Origin of the sequence: Companilactobacillus hulinensis, assembly GCF_003946555.1 — a bacterium.
Classification (GTDB): domain Bacteria; phylum Bacillota; class Bacilli; order Lactobacillales; family Lactobacillaceae; genus Companilactobacillus; species Companilactobacillus hulinensis.
The window spans coordinates 38,257-65,183 of record NZ_RHOO01000001.1; the positions used below are offsets into that span (position 1 = coordinate 38,257).

Annotated in this window: 28 protein-coding genes; 12 read left to right on the plus strand and 16 right to left on the minus strand. The window is 37.6% G+C overall.

Features of this window, described 5'->3' with window-relative positions; genetic code table 11:
* Nucleotides 1–24: 24 nt before the first annotated feature.
* Together EKM66_RS00175 and EKM66_RS00180 are read left to right on the plus strand one after the other, a co-directional pair.
* Nucleotides 25–915: a LysR family transcriptional regulator gene (locus tag EKM66_RS00175; protein WP_125760451.1), complete on the plus strand. Its 891-nt coding sequence runs from the start codon at nt 25–27 to the stop codon at nt 913–915.
* 61 nt (nt 916–976) lie between these two features.
* Nucleotides 977–1,564, plus strand: coding sequence for a histidine phosphatase family protein (locus tag EKM66_RS00180; protein WP_125760453.1), 588 nt, complete (start codon nt 977–979; stop codon nt 1,562–1,564).
* A gap of 76 nt (nt 1,565–1,640) precedes the next feature.
* Here the strand turns inward: EKM66_RS00180 and rlmD are convergent, their stop codons facing one another.
* A complete protein-coding gene (gene rlmD, locus EKM66_RS00185) occupies nt 1,641–3,020 on the minus strand; it encodes a 23S rRNA (uracil(1939)-C(5))-methyltransferase RlmD (protein WP_125760455.1) in 1,380 nt (459 codons plus the stop codon).
* 74 nt (nt 3,021–3,094) lie between these two features.
* On the opposite strand from rlmD, the gene recX reads away from it, so the two are divergent.
* From recX to ntdP, 3 genes are all read left to right on the plus strand, one after another.
* Nucleotides 3,095–3,856, plus strand: a complete 762-nt coding sequence (gene recX, locus EKM66_RS00190; protein ID WP_225426538.1) for a recombination regulator RecX — start codon at nt 3,095–3,097, stop codon at nt 3,854–3,856.
* 17 nt (nt 3,857–3,873) lie between these two features.
* Entirely contained in the window at nt 3,874–4,032 is a 159-nt protein-coding gene (locus tag EKM66_RS12480; protein ID WP_164504996.1) for a hypothetical protein, read from the plus strand.
* 117 nt (nt 4,033–4,149) lie between these two features.
* On the plus strand, nt 4,150–4,683 hold the full coding sequence (gene ntdP / locus EKM66_RS00195; protein ID WP_125760458.1) for a nucleoside tri-diphosphate phosphatase: 534 nt from the start codon (nt 4,150–4,152) through the stop codon (nt 4,681–4,683).
* Nucleotides 4,684–4,779: 96 nt separating this feature from the next.
* On the opposite strand, the gene EKM66_RS00200 is transcribed toward ntdP, so the two are convergent.
* From EKM66_RS00200 to EKM66_RS00215, 4 genes are all read right to left on the minus strand, one after another.
* A complete protein-coding gene (locus EKM66_RS00200) occupies nt 4,780–5,541 on the minus strand; it encodes an amino acid ABC transporter ATP-binding protein (RefSeq protein WP_125760460.1) in 762 nt (253 codons plus the stop codon).
* Nucleotides 5,541–6,236, minus strand: coding sequence for an amino acid ABC transporter permease (locus EKM66_RS00205; protein ID WP_125760462.1), 696 nt, complete (start codon nt 6,234–6,236; stop codon nt 5,541–5,543). The genes EKM66_RS00200 and EKM66_RS00205 overlap by 1 nt, the downstream gene beginning before the upstream one ends.
* Before the next feature lie 30 nt (nt 6,237–6,266).
* A complete protein-coding gene (locus EKM66_RS00210) occupies nt 6,267–7,052 on the minus strand; it encodes a transporter substrate-binding domain-containing protein (protein ID WP_125760464.1) in 786 nt (261 codons plus the stop codon).
* 423 nt (nt 7,053–7,475) lie between these two features.
* The gene (locus EKM66_RS00215) at nt 7,476–7,940 is read right to left on the minus strand and encodes a hypothetical protein (RefSeq protein ID WP_125760466.1); all 465 of its coding nucleotides are present in this window, start codon (nt 7,938–7,940) and stop codon (nt 7,476–7,478) included.
* A gap of 130 nt (nt 7,941–8,070) precedes the next feature.
* Here EKM66_RS00215 and EKM66_RS00220 point away from each other — a divergent pair, with 130 nt between their 5' ends.
* On the plus strand, nt 8,071–9,420 hold the full coding sequence (locus tag EKM66_RS00220) for a hemolysin family protein (protein ID WP_125760830.1): 1,350 nt from the start codon (nt 8,071–8,073) through the stop codon (nt 9,418–9,420).
* A gap of 64 nt (nt 9,421–9,484) precedes the next feature.
* A complete protein-coding gene (locus tag EKM66_RS00225; protein WP_125760468.1) occupies nt 9,485–11,062 on the plus strand; it encodes a peptide chain release factor 3 in 1,578 nt (525 codons plus the stop codon).
* Between the two features lie 38 nt (nt 11,063–11,100).
* Here the strand turns inward: EKM66_RS00225 and EKM66_RS00230 are convergent, their stop codons facing one another.
* The 8 genes from EKM66_RS00230 to EKM66_RS00265 all read right to left on the minus strand — a co-directional run bounded on the left by EKM66_RS00230 (nt 11,101) and on the right by EKM66_RS00265 (nt 15,473).
* Nucleotides 11,101–11,412: a hypothetical protein gene (locus EKM66_RS00230; protein WP_125760470.1), complete on the minus strand. Its 312-nt coding sequence runs from the start codon at nt 11,410–11,412 to the stop codon at nt 11,101–11,103.
* On the minus strand, nt 11,409–11,657 hold the full coding sequence (locus EKM66_RS00235) for a hypothetical protein (RefSeq protein WP_125760472.1): 249 nt from the start codon (nt 11,655–11,657) through the stop codon (nt 11,409–11,411). The genes EKM66_RS00230 and EKM66_RS00235 overlap by 4 nt, the downstream gene beginning before the upstream one ends.
* Nucleotides 11,658–11,746: 89 nt before the next feature.
* Nucleotides 11,747–12,307 carry a hypothetical protein gene (locus tag EKM66_RS00240; RefSeq protein ID WP_125760474.1) on the minus strand — a complete coding sequence of 187 codons (561 nt, stop codon included), beginning with the start codon at nt 12,305–12,307 and terminating at the stop codon, nt 11,747–11,749.
* A gap of 12 nt (nt 12,308–12,319) precedes the next feature.
* Nucleotides 12,320–12,871, minus strand: a complete 552-nt coding sequence (locus tag EKM66_RS00245) for a hypothetical protein (protein ID WP_125760476.1) — start codon at nt 12,869–12,871, stop codon at nt 12,320–12,322.
* A gap of 21 nt (nt 12,872–12,892) precedes the next feature.
* Nucleotides 12,893–13,444 carry a hypothetical protein gene (locus EKM66_RS00250; RefSeq protein ID WP_125760478.1) on the minus strand — a complete coding sequence of 184 codons (552 nt, stop codon included), beginning with the start codon at nt 13,442–13,444 and terminating at the stop codon, nt 12,893–12,895.
* 13 nt (nt 13,445–13,457) lie between these two features.
* On the minus strand, nt 13,458–14,033 hold the full coding sequence (locus EKM66_RS00255; RefSeq protein ID WP_125760480.1) for a hypothetical protein: 576 nt from the start codon (nt 14,031–14,033) through the stop codon (nt 13,458–13,460).
* A gap of 139 nt (nt 14,034–14,172) precedes the next feature.
* Nucleotides 14,173–14,925: a class I SAM-dependent methyltransferase gene (locus tag EKM66_RS00260; protein ID WP_125760481.1), complete on the minus strand. Its 753-nt coding sequence runs from the start codon at nt 14,923–14,925 to the stop codon at nt 14,173–14,175.
* Entirely contained in the window at nt 14,925–15,473 is a 549-nt protein-coding gene (locus tag EKM66_RS00265; protein ID WP_125760483.1) for a GNAT family N-acetyltransferase, read from the minus strand. The genes EKM66_RS00260 and EKM66_RS00265 overlap by 1 nt, the downstream gene beginning before the upstream one ends.
* Before the next feature lie 278 nt (nt 15,474–15,751).
* Between EKM66_RS00265 and brnQ the strand changes: the two genes are divergently transcribed.
* Nucleotides 15,752–17,074 (plus strand): branched-chain amino acid transport system II carrier protein, encoded by a 1,323-nt coding sequence (gene brnQ / locus EKM66_RS00270; protein WP_125760485.1) that lies wholly within the window; start codon nt 15,752–15,754, stop codon nt 17,072–17,074.
* Here brnQ and EKM66_RS00275 read toward each other — a convergent pair.
* The gene (locus tag EKM66_RS00275; protein WP_125760487.1) at nt 17,060–17,902 is read right to left on the minus strand and encodes an aldo/keto reductase; all 843 of its coding nucleotides are present in this window, start codon (nt 17,900–17,902) and stop codon (nt 17,060–17,062) included. The genes brnQ and EKM66_RS00275 overlap by 15 nt on opposite strands.
* Before the next feature lie 38 nt (nt 17,903–17,940).
* On the minus strand, nt 17,941–18,996 hold the full coding sequence (locus EKM66_RS00280) for a CdaR family transcriptional regulator (RefSeq protein ID WP_125760488.1): 1,056 nt from the start codon (nt 18,994–18,996) through the stop codon (nt 17,941–17,943).
* Between the two features lie 290 nt (nt 18,997–19,286).
* On the opposite strand from EKM66_RS00280, the gene EKM66_RS00285 reads away from it, so the two are divergent.
* Together EKM66_RS00285 and EKM66_RS00290 are read left to right on the plus strand one after the other, a co-directional pair.
* Nucleotides 19,287–20,567: a GntP family permease gene (locus EKM66_RS00285; protein WP_225426533.1), complete on the plus strand. Its 1,281-nt coding sequence runs from the start codon at nt 19,287–19,289 to the stop codon at nt 20,565–20,567.
* A gap of 18 nt (nt 20,568–20,585) precedes the next feature.
* Nucleotides 20,586–21,725, plus strand: a complete 1,140-nt coding sequence (locus EKM66_RS00290; RefSeq protein ID WP_125760492.1) for a glycerate kinase family protein — start codon at nt 20,586–20,588, stop codon at nt 21,723–21,725.
* Nucleotides 21,726–22,193: 468 nt separating this feature from the next.
* Here the strand turns inward: EKM66_RS00290 and EKM66_RS00295 are convergent, their stop codons facing one another.
* A complete protein-coding gene (locus EKM66_RS00295) occupies nt 22,194–24,788 on the minus strand; it encodes a YhgE/Pip domain-containing protein (protein ID WP_125760494.1) in 2,595 nt (864 codons plus the stop codon).
* Between the two features lie 156 nt (nt 24,789–24,944).
* Between EKM66_RS00295 and EKM66_RS00300 the strand changes: the two genes are divergently transcribed.
* Nucleotides 24,945–25,526 (plus strand): TetR/AcrR family transcriptional regulator, encoded by a 582-nt coding sequence (locus EKM66_RS00300; protein ID WP_125760496.1) that lies wholly within the window; start codon nt 24,945–24,947, stop codon nt 25,524–25,526.
* 91 nt (nt 25,527–25,617) lie between these two features.
* The gene (gene rpoN, locus EKM66_RS00305) at nt 25,618–26,901 is read left to right on the plus strand and encodes an RNA polymerase factor sigma-54 (protein WP_125760498.1); all 1,284 of its coding nucleotides are present in this window, start codon (nt 25,618–25,620) and stop codon (nt 26,899–26,901) included.
* Nucleotides 26,902–26,927: the final 26 nt, after the last annotated feature.

Genomic DNA, 26,927 nt, shown 5'->3' on the forward strand with positions numbered 1-26,927 from the left:
TTCTAGTTATAGGAGGACGGATTATTGGAAATCAGAGTTTTAAACTATTTTTTGGCAGTTGCTAGAGAAGAAAATATTACTCGTGCCGCTGAATCATTGAACATAACCCAGCCAACTTTGTCACGACAACTTCACCAGTTAGAAGAAGAACTGGGTGTAGAACTTTTTGAAAAGGAAAATCGTAAGATGATTCTTACCAATGAAGGGATGTTATTGAAACGCCGCGCACAAGAGATCGTTTCATTAGCCGATAAAACCGTCACTGAGGTTTCTCACAATGAGAAGGATTTGAATGGTGAAATAGCAATTGGTTGTGGAGAATTGCAGAGTGTTGATACGTTGTCTAAGATCATTGTTGAATTCCAGAAGCTGCATCCTAAGGTCACGTTTAATATGTTTAGTGGTAATACCGAAGATATTAAAAACCAGATGGATCAAGGCTTACTTGATATAGGATTATTTTTGGAGCCAGTAAATGTTGAGAAATATGATTTTTTGCGAATGAATGTTGAAGAGACTTGGGGATTATTTGTTAGAGATGATTCGAAACTAGCTAACCATGAAGTCATTGAACCGAAGGATCTTAAGAACCAATCGGTCATTCTTCCGGGACGAGGTGTGATCAATCATGAATTAATGAATTGGTTAGGATCTGAAGGTGAAAAGTTGAGTACGGTCTCGAGTTACAACTTGATCTATAACAGTGCTAAGTTGGTTCAAAATGGCATGGGAGTGATGCTTTGTTTGAAGCTAGATACGTACTATCAATATCTAACCTTTATACCATTAAGTAATGCGCCAGTTTTGAATTCATTTGTTGTTTGGAATTCTGGTCAAATCTTCTCGAAGACTGTTACCTCATTTATTGAATATACTAGAAGATACATAAAAGGCATTGATATAGATGTAAATTAGGCATTAGACATTGTTAAAATAACTGGCGATAATAGATGTATATAGCAAAGGAGTGTTGAGGATGACAAAAACATTATATTTGATGAGACATGGACAGACATTATTTAATGAACAGCATCGGATTCAAGGATGGAGCGACTCACCGTTAACTCAAAAGGGTATTGATGATGCCAAATTAGTTGGCGATTATTTCCAAAAGGAAAATATAAAATTTGATCATGCTTATTCGTCAACTCAAGAACGTGCATCTGATACTTTGGAACTTGTAACTAAGCAACCTTATGAACGTCTAAAAGGATTAAAGGAATGGAATTTCGGAGAATTTGAGGCTGAAAGTGAACGATTGAATCCTGAAGATGACCCTAAACGTCATTCATATGGTGACTTTTTCCTACAATATGGAGGAGAATCTGACCAAGAAGTTCAGGATAGAATGGTTAAGACTTTAACCGAAGTAATGGAAAGGCCGGACAACCAAAGAGTCCTGGCAGTTAGCCACGGTGGTGCATGTTTTATGTTTCTTAGGAAATGGTTGGCAATTGATGAGATCAAAAAGAAAGTTAGTTTCCATAATTGCTGTATTCTCAAATTTGAATATAACGATGGAGAATTTAAGTATATTGATTCACTTAATTTGAGTGATAAATAGGGTAAAGTAAAAGAGCTCGATATTGAACAATTGCGTTCAATATCGAGCTCCTATTTAATATAATACGTAATTTAGTTTATCTACGGCTTAGCTTAACAACAGTTTCAACGTGTGGAGTTTGAGGGAACATATCTACTGGTTGTAGATAATCCACACGATATTTGTTAGTCAATCTTGTTAGATCCTTTGCCAAAGTTGAAGGGTTACATGAGATATAAACTAGTTTCTCTGGACGGTGGCGGAGCAATGTTTCAATTAATTTGCCATCCAAACCAGTACGTGGAGGGTCAACGATAACTGCATTTGGTTTAACATGATCAGTTAATAATTCAGGATAAACTTGATCAACTGAACCGACGTAGTAGTCAGCGTTTTCGACTTCATTCAACTCGGCATTCTTCTTTGCATCAGCGATTGCTTCGGGGATTATTTCGATTCCGTAAACATGGTTAACCTTTTTAGCGAGGGTAATGCCGATTGTACCGACACCACAATATGCGTCAAGTAACACATCACGTTCTTCAGGATTAAGGGCTTTTTCAGCAATATCATACAATTTATCAGTTTGAAGTGAGTTCAATTGTAGGAATGCACGTGGTGAAAGGTTGAAGACGTAACCATTAATGTCTTCTTGCAAGTACTCATCACCCCAAACAAGACGTGTTTCATCGCCCCATACACTACCCTTGTCGTCAGTATTGATATTTTGAGAAATAGAGCTGACTTCGGGAATTTGTTCATTGATTTTCTCAATGATTTGGCGTTCTTTAAGGAACTTCTTTGAACGAGTGATGAAGGTAACTTGCAATTTGTTGAATTCAACAGATTGACGAATAACAATCATGCGTAGGATTCCTGATTTTGCTTCAGGATTGTATACGGGAATACCAAGTTCCTTGATGATACCGACGATTTTGCGCATAGCCTCCATTGTTAAGTCCATTTGTGTAGGCATTTCTTCAAGGTCAACTAGCTTTTGTGTACCATCTTGGTATAATCCACAAAGGATTTTACCGTCGACTTCTTGAATAGGAAATTGTGCTTTATTACGATATTTCTCCTGTTGAGGGGATGCAACAGTTGGTCTGATGTTGTAGTGTTCATAAGCATAAGGCTTGTATTTCTCAATTGATTCACGAAGGATATCAGCTTTGAACTTCAATTGGTCTTCATATTTGATATGAGCAAATTCTAATCCACCAACTTCACTAGCTAGTTCTGGTACATCGGGATTACGATATGGACTAGCAGTTCTGATTTTGTGGATTTTACCATTTAGGAATTTAGGGTGGACTTCAGTTATTTCACAGACAATAACGTCTTCAGGAACAGCTCCTGGTACGAAGACGATAACGTGTTTGAAGAAGCCAATTCCTTCACCATTGATTCCGATTCTTTTGATTGTGAGTGGGAAACGGTCGCCCACTTGTAATTCTTCTGTTATATTAGTATCCATTAGATTTTTCCTTTTCTTATAAGTGCGATAAACTACTCTAGAGTATAACATGCGAGGTAATAATATTGGCAAAAGTGACAAAAATACAAGCTCAAAAACGAAAAGGACGCTACAATATTTATCTTGATGGTGAATATTCGTTTCCTGTCGGTGAAACAACATTAGTTGATTATCGATTGATGAATGGCGTTGAATTAGATGATGCCCAAATAAAAGAAATCAAGTCTCGTGAGAATATGAATAAGGCATACGGTGATGCCGTAAATTATTTGAGTTACGAATTGAGAACAACCAAAGAGATGCGTGACTACTTATATAAAAAAGAATACAGTTCACCAGTTGTTTATTCGGTAATGGAACGACTAAAAAAGCTCAATTATATGGATGATGAAGCATACGCAGACAGCTTCATTAGTACGCAATTGAATACGACCGCTAATGGTCCGAAAATTATTCGACAGAAAATGGTTCAAAAGGGTGTTCCAGCAACAATTATCGAAGATAAATTAGCTGAGATAGATCCAGATAAATTATTGGAGAATGCGACGGTTTTTGCGGGTAAACAGGTTAGAAAACAACGCCATAAGTCATTCCAACAAATGATTACAAAGTTAAAACAAAGTTTGTACCAAAAAGGTTATAGCGGTGATATAGTTAGTCAGGCTATTGATGATTTGGGGTTGGAACGTGATGATGAATCTGAGGAAGAGAACCTGCGATTATTGATCAAAAAGGTTGAACATCGTTATGACAATCCAGCTAAACTCATAAATTATTTGATGACCAAGGGATACCGATACGATGCAATTAAGCATGCTTTGACGGATGATGATTAAAAAATTAGGTGGAAAATATGCTGCAAAAACGTGATTTTAATGTGTTCTTTGAGACTGACATAAAAGAAAACAAAAGATCCAAAGCCGAAGAAAAAGAAATTCTCAAGAGAAGTAAAGAAAAAGTATTCTCGAATCCAGAGGTACTAGCAGCACTTGAAGAACTATCCAAAATGTAATTAACTCAAACACCTACTATCAACATGGTAGGTGTTTTTTAGTACGTATTATCTTTCAATTGTTTCACAGCTCTGTTATAATTTTTCGTGAACAAGAAGCGGAAAGCCGGGTAGTTTATGCAGATTCCTAAAGAAGGAGATTACGTGGCAATCCAAAGTTATAAGCATGATGGTCATTTACATCGTACTTGGCGTGAAACAATGGTGTTAAAGACAAGTGAAAACGAGATAATCGGCTGTAATGAGAATACTCTTGTTACTGAATCGGACGGTCGTCGATGGGTAACACGTGAACCGGCATTGGTTTATTTCCATAAACATTACTGGTTCAATATTATTACCATGATTCGAGAGAGTGGGGTATCCTACTACTGTAATTTAGCTACACCGTTTGCTTTGGACAAAGAGGCTATCAAATATATTGATTATGATTTAGATGTAAAGGTCTTCCCTGATGGTGAGAAGCGTCTGCTTGACGTTGATGAATATGCAGCACATAGCAAGATGTGGAATTATCCACCAGAAATAGATACGATTTTACATCGAAATGTTGACGTTTTGATCGATTGGATCGATAAAGGTAAGGGTCCTTTTTCTCAAGCCTATGTGGACCTTTGGATGCAAAGATATAAAGAATTGTCACACCATTAGTTAGGATTGCCATACAAGTTATATACAAAAAATAAGCTGAGACTTTAAATAGTCTCAGCTTATTTTTTCGAGTTTTTTTCGTATGTGGCAGTTAATTTATTTCTTGATTTTGTCGTTTTCCTCATCTAGTGAAATACCTGATAAGAAGTCTTTGATACGTGGTGTTGGGTGATTAAAGAATTCCTTTGTATCACCATCATAGACCTTGTTACCATCTTCAATGAAGACAATCTTGTCAGACACTAGTCTGGCAAATTCCATGTTATGTGTAACGATAACCATTGATTGGCCTTGTTGACATAGCTTTTCCAGGATACGAAGAACTTGGGTCTCAAGTTCAGGATCGAGGGCACTAGTTGGTTCGTCTAACAGAATATACTCAGGGTTCATCGCAAGTGCACGACAGATCGAGATACGTTGTTGTTGACCACCAGATAGTTGACTTGGATAGCGGTCTTCCAATCCTTCTAGACCGACCTCTTTGATTAGGCTCTTGGCAAGAGCTTCAGCGTCTTCTTTAGAACGTTTCAAAACAGTGATTGGAGCAGTGGTAATATTGTCAATTACTGTTAAATTAGGGAACAAGTTCCAGTTTTGGAATACCATACTTGTTCTACGTCTTAAATCAAAGCTGTCTTTTTTTGAGATTGACTTGGAATAGTCGACTTTCAAATCACCGAAGCTGACAGTTCCACTTTCGGGACGAACCAGCATATCTAGTGAACGTAACAGAGTTGATTTACCAGAACCAGAAGGTCCAAGGATAACAGTAGTTTTGCCATCAGGAAAATCTACTGAGATGTCATTCAAGACGGTCTTGCCTTCGTATTGTTTGTTAATGTGTTTAGCTGAAAGCATTAGTTTTGACCTCCCTTAACATATTTCGATGTACGGCGTTCTAAGTAGTGTTGTAACCAGCTTAGAAGTGAGCAGACGATTGCGTATAGGGCAGCGGCCAATGTGTACATCAACAATGGTTGGTAATTCTTGGCAGTGATCTGTTGACTAACTTGGAACATTTCCAAGATGGTGATCGAGCTGGCCAAAGATGTATCCTTTACCAAACCAATAAATGAGTTGGATAGTGGTGGTAAGGCAATTCTGACAGCTTGTGGAAGAACGATTTTCATCAATGTTTGACGAGTAGTGAAGTTCAAAGTATAAGCTGCATCCCATTGATCCTGCGGTACAGATAAGAGGGCAGAACGAATGGTTTCAGATGCATATGCACCAGTATTTAATGAGAATCCAATTACGGCAGCTAAGAAGGCTGGAAGTTGGATACCGACACTAGGAAGTCCAAAGAAAATAATGAACAATTGAACTAGTAATGGTGTTGAACGGAATAGCCAAACGTAGAAATTAGCTATTGCACGTAATACCAACCAAGGATACTTAAGTGCTTTATTCTCACTTGGTTCGATGAATTTGATAAGTGCAGTTAGTACAGCCAAGATAAGTCCAAAGATGAACGAAATGATGGCAAGTGGAATAGTGAATTGAAGCATAGCTCCAATCATTTCCGGCAATGATGAAACAATTATGTGCCACATGAAACGAAAACCCCTCTCGAAAATTAAATGTTATTTTTTAGTGATATCCTCACCGAAGTACTTAATAGATAGCTTCTTCATAGTTCCGTCTTTGTAAAGCTTCTTGATAGCCTTGTTGACGTCATCACGAAGACCTGTTGATTTCTTGTTGTAAATTGGAGCAATCTTAGATGCTGCAATATATTTAGATGAAATCTCTTGATACTTAAGATCTGTGTTCTTGTGATCTTTCTTCCATGTTAAGAAAGCTTCTTTTGAGTTAACAGCAGCTTCAACACGTCCTTGATCGATCATTGACATTGAAGTTTGGAAGTCTTGTGATGGAACAATATCTGCATCGTACTTTTCAGCCTTGTTGTAGTTATCAGTACCAGTACCGGCAGCAACTTTCTTACCTTTAATATCAGTAATATTCTTGATATCTGTGTTATCCTTCTTCATGATCAATGCTGATCTTGAGTAGATATAAGGTGTTGAGAAAATATATTGTTTCTCACGTGACTTGTTCATAGCAACGTTATTGATAACAACGTCAAATGTGTTTGAGTTCAAACCAGCAATAAGTGAATCCCATTTAGTAGGAACGAACTTAACTTTCATACCCATTTCTTTAGCGACATCTCTAGCAAAGTCAACTTCGAATCCTTTAAGCTTACCATCTTCACGGTATGAATATGGTGCGTAAGTACCCTCAAGTCCGACAGTCAATGTACCTTTTGTCTTTGTATTCGCTGCATCTTTGTTACTTGAGCATCCTGTAAGGATCAATACCAACGCAGCAATTGTTGTTAAAATTAAAACTAGACGTTTCTTCATAATTAAAAACTCTCCCCATAAAAATTTTCCATTTTTTATTGTCTCATATCTTAACGTTTGATAGAAAAAATATGACTTTTAAAATTTAAATAAATTCTTTGAGCAAACATCGTTTCGAATTACTTGATCTTACTGTAATCACTTTCTCGTCGATGCCAATTATAGTTTGTTCCACAACGGGCTCCTTTCCGGTAGCGAATAAAAAAGGAGAGCCGACTAATGTCGACTCTCCTTGATTTAATAGTTTTCACTACGTGTTCATCAATTGAGCGGTATTAGACATGCTGAAAAAGTATAGTAATTTTGCATTACTACACAACAACATGCTTGCATTTGTTTTGCGTTATTTAATTTCATCATGTCTATTACCTCCATCAATTAAGTTGTCTCCAGATTATTATTAAACTTTAGATAAGTCAAGAATTATCTTTTCTTTTTTTCTGTGTAAATCGATAGTGTTTCAAATTCTAGATAAGATGCAAGTGTCAAAGAAACGATAAGTATCAATACTAACCAGCCTAATGTTGAACCCATTATTTGTGAGAGGGTCAATACATTAGCAACTAAATAAATACTTCCGATCGACAAGAAGAAGTCTACGACTAGATTCATTCCGATAACAACTTTGCTTCTTTCCAAAATAAAGAAATTAATTAAGTTTTTCAAAGCTTTGCGAGTGGTACTACGGTACATTATCAGAACTGGACGTTGTGCGATGACCTTGACCGCAAACATTCCAAACGCTCCGACGATTCCACCAACGAAGACACGCCAAGTCAAGGCGTGCAAGACAAGTGCGTTATATGAGATACCAACGACTAGCATGCAGACGATGTATGGAATGATAAAGAATAGTAGATAAATAATGGCAATTTTTTTGTTAGACATTTTTAAAAACTCCCTAGTATGCAATTAACTATTATTCTATCATGAAAAACCTTTATTGTTGAAACCAATAACACCTGCTATAATGTTTTTGTCTATTTAATTTTACATATGAAAGAGAGTGAAAGATTCAATGAGTGATGACCCGACCGGAGCGACGCTGACTGGACAGCTAATTTTAATAGTCGTGCTTACGTTCCTTAATGCTTTTTTTGCTGCAGGCGAAATGGCAATTGTTTCTGTTAATAAAACTTCCGTAGAGGAAAAGGCAAAGGATGGTAACCGTCGAGCTGTTAAGATATTACAGGCGATTAATCACCCAAATAATTTCTTATCAACAATACAGGTAGCAATCACATTAGCTGGATTCTTATCATCAGCCAGTGCAGCTACTAGTTTAACATCTGTCATGGAAGGACTTATCGGTAAGTTCCCAGGTAGTCGTGAATTATCTATCGTTATAATCACGGTTATCCTATCGTACTTCACATTGGTACTAGGTGAGCTTTATCCGAAGCGTATAGCGTTACACAGTCCCTATAAAGTTGCGAGTGCGACTGAACCAGTAGTTTCAATATTTGGTAAAATTTTGAAACCGTTCGTCTGGTTGTTAACAGTATCGATCGACTTATTAATGAAGATAACTCCGATTGATTTTAGCAAGAAGGATGACAAAGTTACTCGTAATGAAATGATGGCAACGATTCAAAAGTCTCGTCAAAGTGGAACTATCAATTCTGATGAATATCAGATGTTACAAGGTATTATTCGCTTCGGTGATACAACGATTCGTGAGATCATGGTGCCAAGAATTGATACCTTCATGATCGACATCAATGATCCAATTGATAAGAATATCGATGCAATTTTGAGTCATCCATTCTCTAGAGTTCCTGTTTATGGTGGAGACAAGGATACTATTATAGGTATTGTTCATATTAAGAACTTGCTCAAAAAGGCTCGTGAATCTGGTTTTGAAAATATTACTTTAAAAGAAATTATGACAGAACCACTCTTTGTACAAGAATCAACTAATATTGATTCAGTTCTAATTAAAATGCGTTCAACCCAAACACAGATTGCCATGGTAGTTGACGAATACGGCGGTATCGTCGGTTTGGCAACTATTGAGGACTTGATTGAGGAGATCGTCGGTGAAATCGATGATGAATACGATGAAGTTACTACTAATTATCGTCGTATCAGTTCGACTCAATATTCTGTTATTGGCCGTTTCTCACTTGAAGACTTCAATGACTTATTTAATGAGGAACTTGAAGCTGAAGATGTTGATACGATTGCTGGATATTTGATTGCCAATATTGGTGAGATTCCAGATGAGAACCATCCTAAGTCATTCACTTTAGAAGATGGGTTGGTACTTACTTCTGGTGAAATGAATGGATCTCGTATTGAAAAGGTCCTCGTTACATTACCCGATTCCAAGACAAAGTCTGTGATGGCTAATACATTTAAGAAATAACTAACCAAGAAGGCGAAGAATTGTCGCCTTCTTTTACTGTGATAATACAAAATAGGAGTTAAATATGGATCAAAAACAATTAGATAATGAAGTGAAAAAGCGCCGTACCTTCGCTATTATTTCTCACCCGGATGCTGGTAAGACAACAATTACTGAACAAATGCTGTATTTTGGTGGAGTTATTCGTTCAGCCGGTACTGTTAAGGCTAAGAAGTCTGGTCAATTCGCAACTAGTGACTGGATGGAGATTGAAAAGAAACGTGGAATCTCCGTAACGAGTTCTGTCATGCAATTCCACTATCATGATAAAGATGTCAATATCTTGGATACTCCAGGACATGAGGACTTCTCTGAAGATACTTATCGTACTTTGATGGCTGTTGATGCGGCTGTCATGGTTATTGATTCCGCAAAAGGTATCGAGCCACAGACTAAGAAATTGTTCAAAGTTGTTAAAAAACGTGGAATTCCTATTTTCACATTCATGAATAAGTTGGATCGTGATGGACGTGATCCACTTGACCTGATTGCTGAACTGGAAGATTTACTTAATATTGAAGGTTGCGCAATGAACTGGCCTATTGGTATGGGTAAGGAATTGAAGGGTCTCTATGATATCGCCAACAACCAAATTGAACTGTACCGTAAAGAAGGCGACGACAGATACTTACCATTGGATGAAAATGGCAAGTTGCCTGCTGGAAATAATCTTGAGGGCGAAGGTGTCTATGACCAAGCTGTTGGTGAAGTTGACTTGATCAAGGAAGCCGGTAATAAATTCGACCTTGAAAAAGTTCAAAAGGGTAATCAAACACCTGTCTTCTTCGGTTCAGCTTTGACAAACTTTGGTGTACAAACATTCCTTGATACATTCTTGGATATGGCACCAGCACCAGCTGAACACAAAGAACAAGATAGTGAAGAAGTAGTTAAACCTGATGATCCAGAATTCTCTGGTTTTGTCTTCAAAATTCAAGCTAACATGAATCCTAATCACCGTGATAGAATTGCCTTTATCAGAATTTGTTCAGGTGAATTTGTTCGTGGAATGGATGTTACTTTGCAAAGAACTGGTAAAGTAATGCGTTTGAACAATGCGACTGAATTCATGTCTGACCAAAGAGAGCAAGTTAAGACTGCTGTTGCTGGTGATATTGTTGGATTGTATGATACTGGTAATTTCCAAATTGGCGATACTATCTATACAGGTAAGAAGTCAGTTCAATTCGAAGACTTGCCACAATTTACACCTGAAATGTTCATGCAAGTTCAAGCTAAGAACGTTATGAAGCAGAAATCATTCCACAAAGGTATGCAACAGTTGGTTCAAGAAGGTGCCGTTCAATTGTATAGAACTTATACAACTAACGACTACATTCTAGGTGCTGTTGGTCAACTTCAATTTGAAGTTTTCCAATTCAGAATGAAGAACGAATATAACTGTGATGTTGTTATGAATCCAATTGGTTCAAGAACAGCTCGTTGGATCGATCCAGAACAACTTGATCCAGCCATGTCTTCAACTAGAAATATGCTGGTTAAAGATATGGATGACCAACCACTATTCTTGTTTGAGAATAGATTTGCTGAGAACTGGTTCACTAATAAATATCCTGACGTTAAATTAACATCAAAATTGTAAAAAAATTGGACTCTGACATTTGTTGTCGGGGTCCTTTTTCATTGGAGATTTCTATTCAAAATTGTAAAAGCTTGATTGAACTTGTCCAGTGCATCTTCACTGCCATATGCGAAGTCTCTGGACATATCAAGTCTTACTTCATCACCATCTTTTAATTCTAGTAACAAGAACTTTGGATTGCGTAGTCTCGTTAGTGCTGATGCATATACAACAGTTGCTGGTGATACTGGAACGCCCCAAGAGAAGAGGTCAGTTTCATGCATTGGAATTTTGATTCCACCAACTTTGATCTTGGTTATTTCGTCGAAGTGAACAACATCATGTTTCACATGATTACGTTCAAAAATCATTTGATTCTCTTCCAAAATGATGACATATCATAGTAATCTATCTCTTGATCATCAATTGACCAGGCGTTGAATAGGAAGGGGAGATTGATACCATAGTAGATTATTGCAACTATGATGAAGGCTGTTATACCAGCGACTAAACCTAGGATAATTGAGAATCCACCGAAAACCGATCCGATGAAAATACCATATAGAAGACCTAACACAATGGGACGTGTCGAAACCTTTTTTCCAAAGTTAACCATGATTGCACCTCGATTGATTTATTTGCCACAATTATAGGTAGCCAATTGCGAGGTCGCAAATATTTATTATGGACACGTTGTAAAATATATTAAGATAGAGTCTTGTTGATCAATTCAACCACACGATTGAACTTCTCAGTTGATTCTTGGCTGTTATAAGCAAAATCTCTGGACATGTCCAGACGAACTGCTTTGCCATCTTTTAATTCGACTAATATGTATTTGGGATTTCTGATTCTTGTTATGGCCGATGCATAGACGCTAGTTGTTGCTGATACCGGAATACCCCAAGAGAATAAGTCAGTTGCGTGCATGGGAATATCGACACCGTAGGCTTTGATATCGGTGATATCTTCTAGCTTGATTACATCATGCTGGACGTGATCTCTTAGAAAAATCAATTTGATTCTTTTCCAAATCGACGTCATATCGTAGTAGGTTATTTCTTGATCATTGATTGACCAAGCATTGAATAGAAATGGGAGATTGCCACCGTAATAGAACAATGCAATTAGACAGAACATTGCTATACCAACGACAGTTGCCCACATTGTAGATAATAGATCACTAAATGCAAGACCAACGATACCGCCATATAGTAATCCCAGAACAATTGGACGAGTTGAAACTTTTTTACCAAATGTAATCATGATATGCCTCGATTAATCAAATTTGTGTTTATCTAGAATCTTAATAACTTGATCTAGTTTTTTATCCATTTTTTTTGAATCAGCGATGTAATCACGAGCCAAATCAAGGGTAATTAACTTACCATCTTTTGTTTGTATAACTAGACATCTAGGGTTATTGGCTCTGAGTAATACACGGGAAGCAACCACTTGTCCAATACCAACAATGATTCCCCAACCGATATCCTTATATGCATCACCAAGTCCGTAAAATGTATATCCTTTGATATCTGAAAGGTTGATTGTTTCCATACCAGTGTGTTTTGTAAGGAAAATGGTTTTTACTTTCTTAGGAAAGGTCGATAGATTGTAATATTGAATCTTGTCGTTATCAATTGTCCAATATGAAAAGTCTAGTTGGAGGTTAATGCCGTAATAAACGAATACGGCATCTATGAACAGTCCCAATCCGGTTACGGTTCCTAAGACTATTCCGCCAAGTTTACCAAGGTATACTCCTACTAATATTCCCGCTAAACCAACTAAGAGCGGTCGATAAGTTATTTCTCTACCAAATTTGAGCATGTCAATTCGCCTGATTTTTTATTATTTTGTATGGCTGTTATTAAATAATGCTATAACCTTATCAAGTTTTGCCTGTGCATCCTCACTGTTGTATTCGAAGTCACGAGTTAAATCCAACATGATTTTTTCACCATTTTTCATTTTAACTATCATATACTTAGGATTTTTAATTCTAAGCAAGACAGGTGATTCAATGGCTTGGTATGCTGAAACTGGAATTCCCCAACCGATATCTTGGTATTTTCTACTGAATCCAACTAGTCCGAATCCCTGAACTTTATCGATGGGAATTGATGCCATTTTTGTTGCTCTCATTAAGAAAATAGTTTTGACACGTTTTGAATAGGTTGTTAAATCATAGTACTGAATCTGATTATCCTTGACTTGCCAATATGAGAAGTTCAATTCTAGATTTGCTCCGTAATAACCGAGTGTGACAATTGAGAAGAAAATCAATCCAATTATTACACCGACTATTGTGTTAAAAGCGCTGAAGATTGATCCTGTGAATAGACCCAAGACTAATCCAAATGCTATGGGACGAAAAGTTATCTTTTTACCAAAAGTAATCATGATAGTGCATCTCCTAATTTTGTTTAATAAGGTCGAAAACTTTTAATAATTTTGTTTTAGCGGCAACGGGGTCACTTTGGAAATCACGGGCTAGATCAAGTGTGACTTCTGATCCGTCTTTCAAATATAAAGTAATGGCTTTTGGATTTTTAGCACGTTGCATCAATGATGCTTGGATGTATTGTGTAGCTAAGTAACTGCGATCATATCCACTTTTATCGATTATTGCATCTAATCCATGGGTTGAGATTTTTTTGATATCACTTAATTTAACAGTTTTCTTGGGCATGTTGTGTTTTAAGAAAATTGTTTTAACGCGATTTGAAAATGTGCTCAAATCATAGTAAGTGATTTCTTTGTTAGATACTGTCCAGTAATAGAAGTCTGCCTCAAGATTGGTGCCGTAGTAGACAACGGTTGTAAATAGGAAAGTTACTATCAGAACAACGATTCCGACAATAAATACAATGGAATTTATTTCTGATATTCCAGCTACTGTACCAGTTGCGGCAATGATTCCTGCTACTATTCCGAAGAATAGTCCTAAGTTAATTGGGCGGTTATTAATTTCTTTTCCGAATGTAATCATAATTATATCTCTTCAAATAATATTTTTGGAATATTAAAGTGATATCACTTTTGTACAATTTCAGAATACACCTGTTTGAAAACGCTTGCAATATTAAAATAAGAGATTCGTATTAAATCTACGAATCCCTTATTTTTGACTAATTTTTCTGTGCAATTATGATGAATCTGTCTTCATGTGTTGAAATATATCCAACATGTTGAATGATTTTTTCTAATTCGAATAGTTTGTTAAGGCAACCATCGACTGTAAAGTGTGGAAATTCCCAAGGAATATTTGATGCATAATATACAACTGCATTGACAGAATAGAACTTCCTTTGAGGATGATATTCATCTAAGAATTTCATCTTCAATCCAGAATCAATTATGTGACTAATTGAATTCATCGCTGTATTCTCAGGAAAAGCTGGAGTGTAATCTGGGTCTAAGAATCTAGATAGACTGTAATTATTGGCAGAACCAACTTGTTGAGTTATGAAGATTCCGTCCTTTTCAAGAGTATCGGCTACTGTTTGTGGGTCGTAGCTGGTATGTGAATTTATAATCATATTGAACTTTTTCCCATCGGGTAGATCTTCTTGATTTTTAACAGGATAGATGTGTATTCCTTTCGGCTCAAGTTTTGACCTAATTAAGCTGATATTGGGTTCCCAAGATTCAGTAGCACTGGTTAATTCGAATGGGTGGGGAATGGTTGATAGGAATTCACCACCGCCAGTTCCCATATCGAGCAATTTATCATCGGAATTCAAAAATTGTACGATTTGATCACGATAACTCCATGGTAATTTTTCACTCCATGATTGATCTTTTAAGTATGAGAAGTCCCATCCCTTCATACCGATTTGTTCTGTTTCTTTCCATTGTGATACCAAGTTTTCTTTGTTCATTAGTATTCACCCCTCAAAATAGAATAAACAACCTCATCGCAGATACCATTGTTATTGTAACCCTTTGACCGCATAACACCCTCAAAACTCATACCGCTTTTGTGCATAACTTTGCCAGAGTTGGGATTATCACTATCGTAACAAGCTTCGATACGATTGACGTCAGTTTCAGTGAAGAAAAAGTCGATTACTTTTTTCAGTGCTTCAGTCATGTATCCATTTCTCCACCATTTGCTACCGATGGCATAGCCGATTTCAACTGAATTGATTTTTCCGGAGAAATCAACGGCGGAGATTGTTCCAATTAAATCATTGGTTTCTTTTACAACAATGCCCCAGTCGTATGTACAGGGATTCTGATATGATTCAGTTCTATATTTCAAAAACTCGTATGCTTGATCAATAGAATCATAGGTGGGCCATGTTAAATACTTGGTCACTTCAGGATCACTAGCCCAATTGTGATACATTTCATCAGCATCACTTGGGGATAGACGTCGTAAGATTAGGCGTTTGGTTTCTAATTTTACAGTTCCGATGTTTTTCATGGCTTTGCCTCCTTGGGTGTCCTAGGTAATGCTCGTGTATTCCCGCTCATTGACACTCTCTGAAACGAGTTTACGAAAGGCATATCTCTGCGCTTACTACGAATAAGCAATGCGTCACTACGTGCCACCTTTCTTATCCTAGGTAATGCTCAAGATATAACCGCCTTTCGACACTCTCTTATAATATAAATTTACCTCATCACTGTCCAAACTTATAGGGATTTTGTTATGATATTAGGGTTATTGATTCAAGTTTAAGTTGTAGAGGTGTAATTATTATGAATAACCGCTTATCGTGGCGTAATTCATTGTTTATTGGTTCGATGTTATTCGGATTATTTTTTGGAGCTGGGAATCTTATTTTTCCAGTTTTCTTAGGTCAGCAAGCTGGGCATAATGTTGGTTTAGCTGTCTTTGGATTCTTATTAACTGGTATTGGATTACCACTTCTTGGTGTTGCCGGGATGGGGCTGACTCGTTCTAACAGTGTCTTCGAGTTATCGGAACATGTCAATCGTCCATTCGCATATATATTTACATTGTTATTATATTTGACGATCGGTCCATTTTTTGCGACGCCTAGGTTGGCTACTACTTCGTTTCAAATGGGAGTATCTCCATTTATACCACTGGTACATCACAGATTGGTACTGGCAATTTTTTCTGTAGTATTTTTTGCGACTGCATGGTGGTTTGCCCGCAAGCCAAGCAAGCTGATGACTTATGTCGGTAAGTGGCTGACGCCAATATTCTTGATATTGTTGGGAATCTTGATCGTCACGGCATTAGTTAAGCCAATGGGGGACTTCTCAGCATTACCTCAAGGAATGTACAAAAAAAGCCCTGTTCTCACAGGGTTTACTGAAGGTTATAACACAATGGATGCGTTGGCATCATTGGTATTTGGTGTAGTTGTTATTGATTCTATTAAAGATCTAGGAATAACTAAGCCTGCCCAGATAGCTAAGGAAACTATCAAGTCGGGTGCTATAAGTATTGTTTTGATGGGAATTTTATATTCTCTTCTAGCCATTATCGGTACGATGAGTCTAGGTAAGTTGCACTTGGCTGAGAATGGTGGAACTACGTTAGCACAGGTTTTTAATTACTATTTTGGATCTGTTGGTAGCTTATTGCTTGCATTAATTGTCATAATAGCTTGTTTGAAGACGGCAATTGGTCTGATCTCTTCATTTGGTGATTCGATGACAGAGATGTTCCCTGGCACTAATTACCAATTGATGATTGGTGTTGCTAGTGTTGTGTCATGTGTGATTGCTAATCTTGGTTTGACTAATTTAATCAAGTATTCAACACCGGTTCTGATGTTCATTTATCCTTTGGCAATTGTTCTGATTTTGTTGGCAGTTTTGTCACCAATTCTTGGAACATCAAAGTGGTTGTATGGAATAACTTTGTTATTCACCATTGTTCCCGCTATTTTTGCGGGTATTGAGAATTTGCCTAAGAATTTACAGATTCATTCGATCTTAACAATCAATCAACTATTGCCGTTTTCTAGTATGGGCCTAGGCTGGATTATTCCAGCATTGATCGGATTAATTGTTGGATATATTTTAAGTAAACTAAATCACATCTAGTGGCTTTTCAGCTGTTGGAGCTGGATAGTAACTGTTCAATAATTCCAGTTCGTCCCCGGTGAATTCAACATCAATTGCACCTAGATTGTCCTTTAAGTGGGCAACTGAACTAGTTTTTGGAATACTCAAGATATTGTTGTTTCTGATTACCCAAGCTAGTAGTAATTGGAAAGCAGAGATATGCTTTTGAGCAGCCATATTGCCGATAATTTCTTTGGGATGCAAGTAGGCATTCTTGTCAGAACCGAATGGTGAGTAACCCATGAATGAAATATCATGTTCGGCCTGCCATGGTAGGATAGAATATTCAACACCGCGGCTCTCAATATTGTAGAGGTTCTGATTGACTTTGCAGTGGTCACCGTTAGGTAATGAATGCAATTCTTTTAAGTCGTTTATATCAAAGTTTGAGACACCCCAATCTTTGATATAGCCGGCTTTTTTTACGTCTTCCAAACCAGAGATGGTTTCTTCAAGGGGAGTGTCACCACGCCAATGAAGCAGGTACATATCTAAGTAATCAGTTTGTAGGCGCTTGAGACTGTTTTCCAGACTTTGTTTGATTAACTTAGGTGTTGCATGATAAGGATAGAACTTAGATACTAATTGGAATTTACTACGATCTAATCCTTGAATTGCTTCACCGACTAAGGTTTCTGAGGCACCTTCGCCATACATTTCCGCTGTATCGATCAACGTTATGCCATGGTTCAGACCGTATTTGATTGTTTTGATTTCTGAGGCCTTTTTGGCAGGATCTTCACCGATCCGCCATGTTCCCATTCCTAGAATAGAAGTGGGTTGACCATTGAATTGTATTTGTCGCATTTTTCTTCCTCCTTAAATGAGCTGCATTCTACTTAGATTCAGTGAGTTCGTTTGTAAACTAATTCTTGGAAAAATATGTAATTCACATACAGTTTAAATGTTTCATCTAGTATGTGTAAATCTAAATCAAAATATTCTGAAATTTTATTTAGACGATAGTTTGTCGTATTGCGGTGAATATGAAGCTGCTCTGAGGTTTCAGTGACACTGCCATTTTGTTCGAAGTAACAAGACAAAGTATCTATAAGTTCGCGTCCACTGTCTGTTTGGTACAAAGTATTGAATTTTTCAATCGTCTTTGAAGATGATAGATTTGTGGACAGAATATTATCGATGAAACTTATTTGGTGATAAAAGTTGGTATCGTGAAAATTGAAGATCTGTGTTACACGAATTGTATTTTGAGCTTGTTTGACTGATTTTCCAAGTAAAGTTGTTTTATTGCCAATCCCAGTTGGTATGTGTTTTGTGCGTGCTTTCTTCAAGTATGTCTTCATGGCATTGTCTGAGGCGGTAATAATAACAGTGCTGTGAGGAGAGAGGGCTAGTGTGTAATCAGTGGTCTTAATGGAAAACAGGGATATGTCATTAGTTTCAACCACAATTGCGTAACGTTTGATCGTCAAATCGACTTGTAACAACTTGGCTTCAATATTAAGTTCTATTTGAGTCTCAATGTTCTCCATTACTTCTGTCCATTGATAGAGGAAACGATTAAGGCGATTCTTGTGTTGAGTTTCCATCTGATTATTGTAACTTTGCGTCAGCAATAACTCGGTTGATATTTTGAGTAGTGATGCCAGTGGTGTAACTTTATCAGGATCTCCGGTAATACCAATAACGCCGATAGTTTGATTTTGGAATTGAACAGGGATGTTAACGCCGGGCTGTCCATGAGTTCCGTATGATTGGATCATGGGTAAAGTTTCACTTTTAGCAATGGCATCGACTGCTCCAACGTGTAATGTGTTAATCCTTTTTTTATCACCACTGGCAATGATATATCCATGTTCATTCATCATGTTGATATTGTAAGGGATGCTTTCCATCATTCTATCAACGATAGATTGAGCAAGTATGGGGTCAAGTTTCATAGGTAAGGCCTTTCTTTTGTACAAAATAGCACAAGCAAGCTTAATACCATATTCTTAAAATATGAATTAGTCTTAAGATTATTTTGTGCGTTTATTTATTTATGATTATCTATACAAATAATAATACTATAATATCAACCACAGAATACGTTTTCTTATTTAAAAGACAAAATATTATTGTGCAAATGCACATTGAACAAAAATATTCGGCAGGCTATTATATTCCTCGTAAATCAATTGTTCATTTTTTAACAAGAAAGATAATTAGTATCAATGAGGGGGAAAAGAAATTGATAGCATGGTGGGCCGCGTTGATCGGTTTAGCTTTAGCAATTATTTTGATTTTGTTCAAAGTAAATCCTGTTTATTCATTAATGATGGGAAGTATTATTGGTTGTTTATTAGGCGGTATGAGTTTAGCTCAGACTACGAATACAATTGTTACAGGTAGTTCTGGTGTTATGGGAACGATTGTCAGAGTTATTGCGGCTGGGGTTCTAGCTGGTGTAATGATGGAATCAGGTGCTGCAAATGTTATTGCTACCAATATTGTCAGTCATTTCAGTGATCGTTTGACGATATTTGCACTGGCTCTATCAACGATGGTCTTGACTGGTGTGGGGATTTTCATTCCCGTAGCGGTTTTGATCGTTGCTCCGATTGCACTTGAAGTTGGACAAAAGATGCATTACAGCAAGTTGTCACTATTGGTTGCATTGTCTGGTGGAGGCAAGGCGGGGAATATTATTTCACCTAACCCCAATACAATTGCGGCAGCTAAAGGATTCAATGTTGAATTGTCACAAGTTATGATTGCTGACTTTGTTCCAGCAGTTGTTGGACTTATCGTCGCTGTGTTATTGGCTATGATGGTCAAGAATAAAGGAACTTTCGTTCCAGCTGATGAGAAGTTTATCAAGAAAGAAACCAAAGATTTACCTAGTTTGGGAGCTGCTATTACAACTCCATTAGTTGCAGTTATTTTGTTGTTGATAACTCCAATTGGTGATGTCTTGGGCATCAAAGCCTTGGCTGGTTTGAATATTGATGCAATGTATATTTTGCCAATTGCCGGATTTGTTGGGACTTTGGCTATGAGACAACAAAGAAAGTTCTTAACATACATGAAGAATGGATTATCTAGAATGACTGACGTTGTCATGATTTTAATTGGTGCCGGTGCGATTGCTGGACTGATTTCGGCATCTAACTTGCCACAAGAAATCGTTATGTTAGTTAAATCATCAGGAGTATCAGGAACTTTCTTGGCACCGATCGCAGGTATCTTGATGGCCGCTGCTACTGGTTCAACTTCAACTGGTGTAATCCTTGCTTCTAATTCTTTCAGCAAGTCGATCATGTCACTAGGAATCTCTGGAACGGGTGCTGCCGCAATGGTTCACACCGGAGCAACAGTAATCGATCAATTGCCACATGGTAATTACTTCCACGTCACAGCTCAAGCAGTTCATATGCAATTCAAAGAAAGAATGAGCGTGGTAGTTTGGGAAATGTTCGTCGGATTATCTATGACGATTGTTGCAACATTGATGTATGGTGGATTATTTTAATATATGAAGGTGAATAAAATGAAAATTGTACTTGCTCCAGATTCATTCAAAAATTCTTTAACCGCTAAGCAAGTCGCTCAAGCAATGCAAAAAGGATTGGAAAAAGTTTATCCAAATGCAAATTTTGTTAAAGTTCCGATGGCTGATGGTGGCGAGGGTACGGTCCAATCATTAGTTGATGCTAAGAACGGTGAAATTTTAACTGAGAACGTAATCAACCCTTTGGGTGTTGAAACAGAAGCTAATTATGGATTGATCGATAATGGGGAAGTTGCTGTAATCGAAATGGCAGAAGCTAGTGGAATTCAATTTATCAACAAATTCACACGTAATCCATATGTCACAACAACTTATGGAACTGGTCAATTGATGAAGGCTGCGATTAAACGTGGTGCTAAAACTATCATCATTGGTATTGGTGGTTCCGCAACTAACGATGGCGGCGCTGGGATGGCTCAAGCACTTGGTGCACATTTGTTAGATGATGAAGGTAATGAATTAAAATACGGTGGAGCTGTTTTGAAGAAACTGGCAAAAATTGATATTAGTGAAATGTTGCCAGAGTTGAACGATGTAAAAATCGTCGTTGCTTCCGATGTAACGAATCCATTGACTGGACCAAATGGTGCCTCACACGTGTTCGGACCACAAAAAGGTGCTAATGAGGAAATGGTCAAGTTCTTAGATGAAGCTTTGTCACACTACGCAGGTATTATCAAACGTGACTTAGGCAAAGACTTGGAGCAAACTCCAGGTGCTGGTGCTGCCGGCGGACTTGGTGCAGGATTGTTGGCATTCACTAATGCGGAGATGCAATCAGGTGTAGATATCGTAGTTAATTACACTGGTTTAAAGGATCAAGTTAGGGATGCTGATGTCGTATTTACGGGCGAAGGTCAAATTGACTTTCAAACTAAGTTCGGAAAGACTCCAATTGGCGTAAGTCAGGCAACAAAAGAGGTTAATCCTGATGCTACGGTAATTGCGATTGCTGGTAGTGTCGGCGATAGAATCTCTGAATTGTATCCACTTGGAATTGATGCAATCTTTACTTGTGTTCCCGGTGTTCAGAGCTTGGACGATGCTATTTCTAATTCTCAGAAGAATATTGAACAGGTTAGTGAAAATATTGGTCGTTTGATTAAGAGCAGAGGTTAGATTTTGTTTACCTCCGATTGAAAGTAATTTAGCCTGCTGTGGGACCGACTTCAGCCTTGGTCTGAAGTCTCGCTTTTGAACTCTGCATGGGACCGCAGATTTTAAAAACGTCCTGTGCTGTAAGGCCGGGGAATCACCGACCTAACAGCACTTTCACTGCTGGCTTAATCACTTTCAATCTCCGGCTGGTCTGATATTGAGAAATAAATTTTAATATTCAAATTTCACTTTGATACAACTAATCAGACACATGATGAATACCGAGCTGGAGGTAGAGAAAGATTTTACCAGCTGTGAAAGTGGCGTAAGCCACAGGACGAGCTATAAGATTTGCAGAGCAAAGCTCATAGTCGAGGTTCGAGACCAAGGCTCGAACCGGTCCAACAGCAGGTAAAATCTTTCTCTACCGTAAGCGGCAATAAAACCAAAAATCCCCCACAAAAAAATTGTGGAGGATTTTTTATACGACTAAGTAAGTGAGTTCTCTGATGCTTCCTTGGTAAAATCAATTTCGTTGATTCTTGATTTACGACGGAAGAAGAATAATATGCTCAAGCATGAGAAAATTACCGTTATTGTAAGTAAAATCTCCATTTGAGGTAGAGCGGTATTGCCAATCATCAGAGTTTGGCGCAATCCTGCGACACTGTATGACATTGGTAACCATGGATGAATCGTGTTGAAGAAGTTGTTTGATAGTTGGATTGGGTAGGTACCAGCAGATCCTCCAAGTTGTAGGACCAATAATATCATGCTGAAGAAAGCACCGACTTTACCAAGTACTAGATTCAGCCATCCAACTATTGCCATGAAGACTAGAGCTGTACAGAGAATCATTCCAAAAGTTGCGGCGGGGTGAATGGGGGTTAATCCGTCGATCAAACTCATTAATGCAAAGACAATAGTTGATTCGACTAATGCGAATACTCCTTGAACAGAGGCTTTACTGAACCACCAGGCCATTCCTTGGTGTGGATACTTTCTTGGTGTATAAGTGTCGAACATCAAATTGAAGGCGAGAGCACCAACGAATAGTGAAACAGATAACATATATGGAGCCATTCCAGTACCATTGTTAGGTGCGTCATCATGTTCAGTATGCTTAGTTGTGGCTGGTTTGGCAACTTGTTCATAAGTCAGTTTACTTGGGTTTACTCGTGATTTTTTACCAGCAACGGCAAGCGTCTTGGTCAGTGCTGAATCTCCATAGTCTAGTTGTAGAATACCATTGCCAAGTTGTGCTGATCCGTCAGCCAAAATTGTGGCACCATTAGAAATCTGGGTGGCACCATTAGCCAGTTGATTTGCCCCAGAATTTAGTCCAGAACCATTATTGGAGAGTGTTGTTAATCCAGAGCTTAACTGTTGTGATCCTGAATCAAGCTGTGTAATGCCGCTTTGTAGTGTTGGCATCTGGTCGTTCATAGAATTGATTCCTGTTGCCAAGTTTGCACTGCCATTTAGTAAATTGGCGCTGTTATTATTCAATATTCCAGTTCCAGATGTTATCAGACTTGTACCAGACATAACTGCCTTTGAACTGGAATTAAGCTGAGCAATACCATTGTTCAGCTGTCCCATGCCATTTGTTGCAATCCCAATGTTAGATGTTAACTGCTTTGAGCCATCTGCAAGCTGTTCAATAACAGTGGATAAGTTATTTTGATCGTTGTTATTAATCGATGATTGCAAGGTGTTCAAGTTATCAAGAGTTTGTGATTGTGTATCTATCATTGTTGTCAGGTCATCGCTTAGAGTGTTGGCTGCCTGTGTTAATTCTGAAGTATTAGACGTATTATCGGTGCTATTTACGGCATCTAGGATTGCAGCTTTTTGTGTAGGCGTTAGTCCTTGTTGATCAGCTACAGCGGACACTTTGTTATTGATACTGTCATTATTCGAATCGTTTTGTGTATTGATTTTCTTTTGCAAGTTATTTAAGTCCGATTTAATTGTTGCAGCTTGTTCGGAATCATCGGTGGATAGTTTTTCTTTTAAATTAGATATGGATGAGTCTAGTGAAGATATGTTTGTGGAATTACTTGATAAACCATCGCTGACTTTTTGCAATTGAGTTGATAAATTGGAACTAGCAGAGTAGATCTGATTCATTCCAGAGTTCAATGTATTTGAACTTTGACTTAATTTGTTAGCTCCATTAGCTAAGCTGGCAGTGCCAGATTCTAGGGATTTCGTGGAAGTGTTCAATTCACTGACACCGGAAGCATATTTTTCGATTCCACTATTCAAGTTGGTTGAACCATTGGCTAATTGTCCGACGCCAGTGGCAAGTGTGGTGGATTTTGAAGAGAGTTGGGATAATCCGCTTGTTAAGGTATAGCTACCGTTCTTAGCTTGATTTACACCGGCAATATAGGCATTAAGTCCTTGTGTCAAAGTATTGGCACCATTTGAAAAGACTAATGAGCTTCTAGTTAAAGTATTCAATCCTCTGGTTATTTGGTGATTAACGGTTGATAATTTTTTATCTCCAGCGGCAAGTTTTGCACTGCCTTTTGATGCGGTGGTAAAACCTGTACTTAGTTGTTTGATAGTTGCAAACATAGTTTTGGAGTACGACTTAGTTACCTCTTGTGAGACTTCTTGAGCTACTTGTTTAGCCGCAGTGGCAGTCATTTTTGATGCGGTATAGTTATGACCGGCACTGGTTTCGTAATTTAGGACCATCTTTTTTGGGTGATTGTCCATTAAGGTAGTCGCATTTTTAGAAAAGTTTTTGGGGATGGTAACGATCATATAGTAGTTACCATTTTTGAGACCACTTTTAGCTTTTTTATCAGATTTCAGAATTTTGAAGTCCATTGCTGAAGAATGTTTGAGAGTTTTGGTCAAACTAGTACCAACATCTAAGTGTGTCCCGTGATAGGTGATAGGTTTGTCGTGATCAATCACTGCAACTGGCAGTTTATCCAATTCATCATAAGGATTCCACATTGACTTGAGAAAAGTTACTGAATAAATTGATGGGATAAACATGATTACGATCAAAACTAACATTAAGAATTTGTGTTTTAGTATGTATTTCCATTCGGCTTTTAACATAGCTACACCCGCATCTAATAAAATGTATTATACTGTGAATAAAGTTAATACTCACTTGTGTAGAAATAATATTATTAATTGAAGTAAATATCTACACCAAAGAATCCACATTTGAGTATTAATATACATATTGAACGAAAATGAGGCATAACTAGCATGGATACAGATAGACGAGTAAGAAAAACTACTGCTGCCTTGAAGGAAGCATTTCGTGAAATAGCAAGGGATACAAGGTATCGAGATATTACTGTTCGAGAGTTGACTGAGAAGGCTGACGTGAATAGGAAGACATTTTATCTACATTATGATTCGATCGATGATTTCGCAAATACGTTTGTTGACGAACTAGCCGATCAATTGATCAAGTTGATAGTTGTTAAGCCGATGAATCACACGCTACAAGAGCCAGGAATTGTGTTTGATAAGGTATTTGATTTCTTTACGCAGTCAAGGGACTTCTATACATTTATGATTACGTCGGATGATTATAGCTTTTTGTCGAGAAAGGTAGAAGCCAAAGTTTCAGAAGCATTGGCTCAAGCAATCAAAGAATCCTATGATGTTTCGGAAGTAGATGCGTACATCAGCTCAAGCTTTATGATCAGGAATACATTAATGCTGTTCAGACTTCATATTAATGGTCAGATGAAATTAAGTCGTGACGAGTTTAAGGATAGAATTATCCGACTGGACAAATCGGGTCTTGAGACATTTTTGAACAAAAATAATAGTTTGTGAAATTCTTGAATTACAATTACAAAATACTAAAAAAGCGCTATCATTAATTTTGGGAGGTAACGTTATTAATTTGAAGGGAGGGCATAATATTATGCAACTCAAACAGAGTCATCAACTTAGTCAAAGACAGATGCAAAAATTATCTTTGACTCAAGGAATGCGTCAATCGATTGTCATGCTTCAATCGGATGCAATTGATCTAAGTGAATATTTGAAAGATGTAAGTCTAGAAAATCCGCTATTTGATGTACATACAAGTCTAGATGTTCCATTTATGCAAGGAACGAGGGATAACCAATCGTATCAATTGAGGGACAATGATCAATCATTATTTGAGTATTTACTTGATCAAGTTCAATTAACTATGAGAGATACACCTTTAAGAGACTTGGTACTTTATCTAGTTGAACAACTTGACCCAAATGGTTATCTGCCAATGACGGATAAGGAAATAATGGACGAGTTAAATGTTGATAAGATAACATTGCTAGATGCTAAAACATTGTTACAACAATTGGATCCACCTGGTGTAGGAGCACATGACTTACAGGAATGTCTATTCTTGCAAGCACAAGCAGACCGTGAATCTCCAGAGTATGCAACTGAAATTTTGAAGTATTACTTTGATGTGATGGCAGACCGTAAGTGGCAGACCCTTCAGAATAATCTTCAAATTGACAAGGCTACTCTTGATGAGAATATTAACTATATCAAGACATTGTCAGGTGCACCAGGAGAGCGTTACAACGGTAGTGATTTGCAGTATGTTGTGCCTGAGCTGCAAGTTAAGAACAATGCTGGTAAGTTAAGCTTATCAATCACTAGATATGGTCAACCACAATTGATTTTTGCCCAAGAGACTTACGATACATTATCCAAGTCTGTTGATGCTGATGTTAAGAAGTACATCAAAGAAAAGTATGATCAATATCAAACCCTGGAATATAATCTGGAACGTAGAATTAAGACCGTCTCAATGATTGGTAGAGTAATTGTGAAGAGGCAGTATAAGTTCTTTACACAAGAGACCAATACGCTTGAACCATTATTGTTGAGAGATGTTGCGCAAAAGCTTCAGTTGAGTGAATCAACCGTTAGTCGTGCTATCAATGGTAAATATATTCAAACTGATTTTGGGATGTTTGAATTGAAACACTTCTTCTCAAGACGTAGTAAAGTCGCAGCTGGCCTAAAGAGTCGTTCAGTTGACCAAGTCAAAGAGAGTATTAAAGAGCTAATTGATAAAGAAGATAAGCCACTAAGTGATCAAAAGATTTCTGATTTGTTGAAAGAACAGGGATCAGAAGTGGCTAGAAGAACAGTTGCTAAGTATCGTGAACAGTTGGGGATTGCTTCTGCTTCTAAGAGAAGATAGAGAGTGGAGAAAGTCGGGAGATCATG

Coding starts and splice junctions, on each gene's coding strand:
- EKM66_RS00205 (WP_125760462.1), bottom strand. CDS start 6,236: ATGTGGCACATAATTGTTTCATCATTGCCGGAAATGATTGGAGCTATG.
- EKM66_RS00290 (WP_125760492.1), top strand. CDS start 20,586: ATGAAAATTGTACTTGCTCCAGATTCATTCAAAAATTCTTTAACCGCT.
- EKM66_RS00260 (WP_125760481.1), bottom strand. CDS start 14,925: ATGAACAAAGAAAACTTGGTATCACAATGGAAAGAAACAGAACAAATC.
- EKM66_RS00295 (WP_125760494.1), bottom strand. CDS start 24,788: ATGTTAAAAGCCGAATGGAAATACATACTAAAACACAAATTCTTAATG.
- EKM66_RS00210 (WP_125760464.1), bottom strand. CDS start 7,052: ATGAAGAAACGTCTAGTTTTAATTTTAACAACAATTGCTGCGTTGGTA.
- EKM66_RS12480 (WP_164504996.1), top strand. CDS start 3,874: ATGCTGCAAAAACGTGATTTTAATGTGTTCTTTGAGACTGACATAAAA.
- brnQ (WP_125760485.1), top strand. CDS start 15,752: ATGAATAACCGCTTATCGTGGCGTAATTCATTGTTTATTGGTTCGATG.
- EKM66_RS00240 (WP_125760474.1), bottom strand. CDS start 12,307: ATGATTACATTTGGTAAAAAAGTTTCAACTCGTCCAATTGTTCTGGGA.
- EKM66_RS00265 (WP_125760483.1), bottom strand. CDS start 15,473: ATGAAAAACATCGGAACTGTAAAATTAGAAACCAAACGCCTAATCTTA.
- rlmD (WP_125760455.1), bottom strand. CDS start 3,020: ATGGATACTAATATAACAGAAGAATTACAAGTGGGCGACCGTTTCCCA.
- EKM66_RS00280 (WP_125760488.1), bottom strand. CDS start 18,996: ATGAAACTTGACCCCATACTTGCTCAATCTATCGTTGATAGAATGATG.
- rpoN (WP_125760498.1), top strand. CDS start 25,618: ATGCAACTCAAACAGAGTCATCAACTTAGTCAAAGACAGATGCAAAAA.
- EKM66_RS00300 (WP_125760496.1), top strand. CDS start 24,945: ATGGATACAGATAGACGAGTAAGAAAAACTACTGCTGCCTTGAAGGAA.
- EKM66_RS00180 (WP_125760453.1), top strand. CDS start 977: ATGACAAAAACATTATATTTGATGAGACATGGACAGACATTATTTAAT.
- EKM66_RS00200 (WP_125760460.1), bottom strand. CDS start 5,541: ATGCTTTCAGCTAAACACATTAACAAACAATACGAAGGCAAGACCGTC.
- EKM66_RS00250 (WP_125760478.1), bottom strand. CDS start 13,444: ATGATTACTTTTGGTAAAAAGATAACTTTTCGTCCCATAGCATTTGGA.
- EKM66_RS00230 (WP_125760470.1), bottom strand. CDS start 11,412: ATGATTTTTGAACGTAATCATGTGAAACATGATGTTGTTCACTTCGAC.
- EKM66_RS00275 (WP_125760487.1), bottom strand. CDS start 17,902: ATGCGACAAATACAATTCAATGGTCAACCCACTTCTATTCTAGGAATG.
- EKM66_RS00255 (WP_125760480.1), bottom strand. CDS start 14,033: ATGATTACATTCGGAAAAGAAATTAATAACCGCCCAATTAACTTAGGA.
- ntdP (WP_125760458.1), top strand. CDS start 4,150: ATGCAGATTCCTAAAGAAGGAGATTACGTGGCAATCCAAAGTTATAAG.
- EKM66_RS00215 (WP_125760466.1), bottom strand. CDS start 7,940: ATGTCTAACAAAAAAATTGCCATTATTTATCTACTATTCTTTATCATT.
- EKM66_RS00245 (WP_125760476.1), bottom strand. CDS start 12,871: ATGCTCAAATTTGGTAGAGAAATAACTTATCGACCGCTCTTAGTTGGT.
- EKM66_RS00220 (WP_125760830.1), top strand. CDS start 8,071: ATGAGTGATGACCCGACCGGAGCGACGCTGACTGGACAGCTAATTTTA.
- EKM66_RS00225 (WP_125760468.1), top strand. CDS start 9,485: ATGGATCAAAAACAATTAGATAATGAAGTGAAAAAGCGCCGTACCTTC.
- EKM66_RS00235 (WP_125760472.1), bottom strand. CDS start 11,657: ATGGTTAACTTTGGAAAAAAGGTTTCGACACGTCCCATTGTGTTAGGT.